The sequence below is a fragment of the Lysobacter cavernae genome (assembly GCF_042648505.1).
Classification (GTDB): domain Bacteria; phylum Pseudomonadota; class Gammaproteobacteria; order Xanthomonadales; family Xanthomonadaceae; genus Lysobacter_L; species Lysobacter_L cavernae.
Map to the genome: position 1 here is coordinate 1 of NZ_JBHRXK010000020.1, position 4,330 is coordinate 4,330.

5 protein-coding genes are annotated in these 4,330 nt (G+C 57.6%); all 5 read left to right on the top strand.

Annotated elements, in window-relative coordinates; all coding sequences use genetic code 11:
• The first annotated feature begins 136 nt into the window (after positions 1 to 136).
• The 5 genes from ACFOLC_RS16030 (at position 137) to ACFOLC_RS16050 (ending at position 3,308) form a co-directional block, all read left to right on the top strand.
• Complete coding sequence (locus tag ACFOLC_RS16030) at positions 137 to 415, top strand: type II toxin-antitoxin system RelE/ParE family toxin (protein WP_386760268.1); 279 nt, start codon at positions 137 to 139, stop codon at positions 413 to 415.
• Positions 415 to 708 carry a HigA family addiction module antitoxin gene (locus ACFOLC_RS16035; RefSeq protein ID WP_386760269.1) on the top strand — a complete coding sequence of 98 codons (294 nt, stop codon included), beginning with the start codon at positions 415 to 417 and terminating at the stop codon, positions 706 to 708. Before ACFOLC_RS16030 ends, ACFOLC_RS16035 begins: the two co-directional genes overlap by 1 nt.
• Positions 709 to 774: 66 nt before the next feature.
• Positions 775 to 1,605 carry a hypothetical protein gene (locus tag ACFOLC_RS16040; protein WP_386760270.1) on the top strand — a complete coding sequence of 277 codons (831 nt, stop codon included), beginning with the start codon at positions 775 to 777 and terminating at the stop codon, positions 1,603 to 1,605.
• 486 nt (positions 1,606 to 2,091) lie between these two features.
• Entirely contained in the window at positions 2,092 to 2,295 is a 204-nt protein-coding gene (locus ACFOLC_RS16045; RefSeq protein WP_386760271.1) for a hypothetical protein, read from the top strand.
• A gap of 653 nt (positions 2,296 to 2,948) precedes the next feature.
• On the top strand, positions 2,949 to 3,308 hold the full coding sequence (locus tag ACFOLC_RS16050; protein ID WP_386760272.1) for a TonB family protein: 360 nt from the start codon (positions 2,949 to 2,951) through the stop codon (positions 3,306 to 3,308).
• Positions 3,309 to 4,330: the final 1,022 nt, after the last annotated feature.

Genomic DNA, 4,330 nt, shown 5'->3' on the forward strand with positions numbered 1-4,330 from the left:
GATCAACGGTGCGCCGATCTGAATGAAAGTCCGCTCGTGCCATCGCAGCCGGGGCGGATCGTGTTCAAGACGGGCGGTATTTCAGCAGCCTGTTAGGCCGCTTGTTGCGTGATGCGCAACGTGATACATTCAGGCCATGATCAAATCGTTTCGGCACAAAGGCCTGCGTAAACTGTTTGAGACCGGTAGCACCTCAGGCGTGCAAGCCAGCCATGCCAAACGGCTTCGGATGCAGCTGGCTGCCTTGGACACTGCCCAGACAATTGAGGACATGGACATCCCAGGCTTCCGGCTTCACCAACTCAAAGGCGAAATGCGCGGACGTTGGTCCATTACGGTCAACGGCAACTGGCGGGTGACGTTCGAGTTCCAAGACGGGAACACCTACGTCCTAGATTACGAGGACTATCACTAATGGCCATGCACAACCCTCCTCACCCTGGTGAGTTCATCACCGACATCTACCTTGAGCCCAACGGCATTAGTGGCCGTGAGCTTGCGGACAAACTTGATGTGGCGCCTTCCACGCTTAGCCGCGTCCTGAAGGGTAGCAGCCGGGTCACCCCGGAAATGGCGCTCCGCCTATCCAAGGCGATCGGCCGCACCCCTGAGAGCTGGCTCGTCATGCAGGACGCGCACGACCTTTGGCTGGCACGTCAGCATGTCAACTTGCAGCGGGTCGCTAAGCTCAAGCTGGCCGCGGCCTAACAATTCATTCAAGCCGAAACCGCTTCGCGGTTCGGCTTAATTCAGGCGTTAGACCTTAGAACCAACATGCCCGCAGACGTCACATCAACAGCCCTCAGCATTCCGACAATTGTTTGGTCTGGAATCGTCGCGTCCTTCATAACGCTGGCCGGCGTTGTTCTTTCCAACCGCAGCAGTCTGGAACGACTGAAAGAGCAACTCCGGCACGACGCTGGCGAAAAGCATAGAGATCGCATCTCGCAGCTAAGAAAGGATGTTTACCTTAAGCTCGCCGCCCAAATGACATACGCCGGCGGCCATCTTGGATCGCTAGCTGGTAAAGACCCAACGACTGAAGATCTTGGCGGCCCACTCCAGGAGGCAATGGCGGAGCTCGCTAAGGTTCAAGTGGTTGGGAGCCGAGAAACTGCGGCACTCGCAGCGGAAATGACAGCCATATACGGCGAAGCACTGTTCAATCTAGTGGCAGCTGCAAAGCCTTTGCATGACCTAAAGATCGACATAAAGATATCTGGTGACTTGTACGACCAAGAGTTTGTTCACGCCAAGCGGGTTATCTCGGAAATCACGGCACTGAATGAGTCCGGCACTCCTAACCCAGCCAAGATGGCCGCGCTGCAACGATCCTTTGAGAACTATCGGCAGAGCTATACGCAACACTCTGAGGAGCGCAACGCGGCCTGGGAAAGCTACAACGCTCACAACAAGCCCTTTCTCCAAGCGGTGTTTAAAGAGCTAACCAAGATATCTCCGGCGCAGATCAAGCTCCTGAGCGCTGTCCGCGCCGAAATTGGTCTAGATACAGATGTCTCTGAGCTCAATCGTCGCATGGAAGAAAATCAAGCCCGGATGGAAAAAGCTACAGCTGACCTTCTGGCCCACCTTGACGCCAGCTAAGGTCTAACAATTCGTTCAAGCCGAACTTGCTTCGCTACACCAACAACGTGGCAGGTAAAGCTTGCCACGTTGTCGGCTACGCTACGCAAGTCGGCTTAACTCAGGCGTTATACGGTGGTGCAAAAACATTGCCGTGGTTTTTCCTTCGGCAACGCTGTCATGTCTGCGGCGGCCGGCTCCGGTCAGCAATCCTTCCGGTTCTGGCCATCGTGCAGCGCTCGGCTCCGCCACTCGTGTGGCCAGGTTTCGGTGCTCCCGCTCTCGGTGGCTTCGGCTACTTCACCGCCGCAAGCTGTCCGGGCAAAGCCTCCGCGCCGTGCGTGTTAGTGTGCCGGCTGGCGCGGGGTGCTCTGGGGTCGGGGCTGTCAGTTTGCCGACTCCATCAGCACCGCCGTATAACAAGTCATTCAAGCCGAAACCGCTTCGCGGTTCGGCTTAATTCCAGCGTTAGGCCGCAGGAACAGCGGCGTGGCGATTGGAGGCAACATGCGAAAACTCACGGACTGGATTGGCGCGCTGATCTGCGTTGCCATTGTGCTGCGCGCCGCGTTCTATCTTGGCGCCAAGGCATACTTCGGCGCTGGGTTTGATTTGTATGACTGGGTAGCCATTCCCATTGGCATGGTCGCTGCCTACATCGGATACATGTACTTGCACCGCATCTTTGGTCGCCGTCATGTTGCCGTTTAGTCGCCAGCGGCCTAACAATTCATTCAAGCCGAACCCGCTTCGCGGGTCGGCTTAATTCAGGCGTTAGGCCGCACCAAAACCTGTTCCATCGCGGGCTTTGGCTTCGGCGACTTGTTCGGGGTTGTGATTGCATCGCTTCGTCCGGCATGGCGCATCAAGCGTTCCGGGTAAAGCACCGTGTCGGGGCAGCGGTTCGCTCATCGGCTTTCGGGCCGTTCCGCTGGTAGTCTTTTGGCAAGGCCACAGTCGGTCAGTTCGCGGGTTGGCTGCGGCCTAACAATTCATTCAAGCCGAAACCGCTTCGCGGTTCGGCTTAATTCAGGCGTTAGGCCGCACTTCGCATCATTACCCCTGGAGGGAATATGGATTCTTCTGTCGCTTCTGGACTCGCTGCGTTCGGTCTCATTGGGACGCTTTTCCTACTTCTCCTCGCTCTTCTATGGGTGCTAGTTCCGTTCGCAATCTTCGGCATAAAGCCCTTGCTTCGCAGCATTTTGGCTGAGCAGCGACAATCCCAAGAGCTGTTGGAAACCCTCTCGCAACAGTTGGAAATGGTGTATGCCAATCTGCCTGTCAATCGAGATGGTGCGGCCTAACAATTCATTCAAGCCGAACCCGCTTCGCGGGTCGGCTTAATTCAGGCGTTAGGCCTCATGACCATCATCTCAGCACTCCTGCTCCTAGCCGCGCTCGGCGCTACCAATGACAGCCCAGTTGCGGCATCGGAATCCGCTGCGAGCGCAGTACCGAAGGCAATCTACACCCCAGCTGCCCCTTATCCCCCTGCGCTTCTCAGGCAGTGCATTGGTGGGGATGTGATCTTCAACATCACGGTCGCAGAAAGCGGCCACGTGACTGACGTAGAGATCATCAGCTCGCCGGACAAAGCATTCAACTACCCCGTCATCAAAGCGGTGAAGTCTGTTTGGAGGTTCGAGCCGTACACCACCGCGCACTCCGGAGTGCCGGCACGCTTCAGGAGTGGTATGGGCTTCAATCCGGAATGCGAATGAGGCCTAACAATTCATTCAAGCCGAACCCGCTTCGTAGCTTGCTCGCTTCGGGGAGTTGCCGGTTATCATCGGCTTCGGAAGCTACCCGGGGCGGGTCGGCTTAATTCAAGCGTTAGGCCGCTGAAATGCAATCTTGTTCAGCGGTTGCTTTGGCTGCTTGCCGGGCGTTGTTCTCCGACTTCTGCTTGCCTCGGCTTTATGTTGCGCCCGGCTTTGATCGCGGCAGTTTGGTATCGAGACTGAGTCGTGCTTGCTGCGTTTCCCGCGGCACTTTCGCCTGGCGCTCGGGGCAGTTCGGTTGTCGCACTTCCTTGCAGCGGCGCCCGACTTTTCCCGCGGCAGCAGACAATCGCGGCATTGTCGTGCGTGCTGCGTTTCCCGCGACATCATCGGCAGGCGCTCGCGGCCAATCGGCTTTCGGCCCGTCACAAGCCGGGCTGCAATCTGGCTCTACCAACCGGCCCGGCCTCTGCTACATTGCGGCCTAACAATTCGTTCAACCCGAAACCGCTTCGCTACATCAAACACATGGCAGGAAAAGCTTGCCATGTGTTTGCCTCCGCTACGCGGTCCGGGTTAACTCAGGCGTTATACGGTGGTGCAAAAACATTGCCGTGGTTTTTCCTTCGGCAACGCTGTCATGTCTGCGGCGGCCGGCTCCGGTCAGCAATCCTTCCGGTTCTGGCCATCGTGCAGCGCTCGGCTCCGCCACTCGTGTGGCCAGGTTTCGGTGCTCCCGCTCTCGGTGGCTTCGGCTACTTCACCGCCGCAAGCTGTCCGGGCAAAGCCTCCGCGCCGTGCGTGTTAGTGTGCCGGCTGGCGCGGGGTGCTCTGGGGTCGGGGCTGTCAGTTTGCCGACTCCATCAGCACCGCCGTATAACAAGTCATTCAAGCCGAAACCGCTTCGCGGTTCGGCTTAATTCCAGCGTTATACGGTGGTGCAAAAACATTGCCGTGGTTTTTCCTACGGCAACGCTGTCGTGTCTTCGACGGTCGGCGCCGGTCAGCAATCCTCCCGATTC

Excerpts from the sequence above, each read along its gene's own strand:
- ACFOLC_RS16050 (WP_386760272.1), top strand. The coding sequence starts at position 2,949 with ATGACCATCATCTCAGCACTCCTGCTCCTAGCCGCGCTCGGCGCTACC.
- ACFOLC_RS16030 (WP_386760268.1), top strand. The coding sequence starts at position 137 with ATGATCAAATCGTTTCGGCACAAAGGCCTGCGTAAACTGTTTGAGACC.
- ACFOLC_RS16040 (WP_386760270.1), top strand. The coding sequence starts at position 775 with ATGCCCGCAGACGTCACATCAACAGCCCTCAGCATTCCGACAATTGTT.
- ACFOLC_RS16035 (WP_386760269.1), top strand. The coding sequence starts at position 415 with ATGGCCATGCACAACCCTCCTCACCCTGGTGAGTTCATCACCGACATC.
- ACFOLC_RS16045 (WP_386760271.1), top strand. The coding sequence starts at position 2,092 with ATGCGAAAACTCACGGACTGGATTGGCGCGCTGATCTGCGTTGCCATT.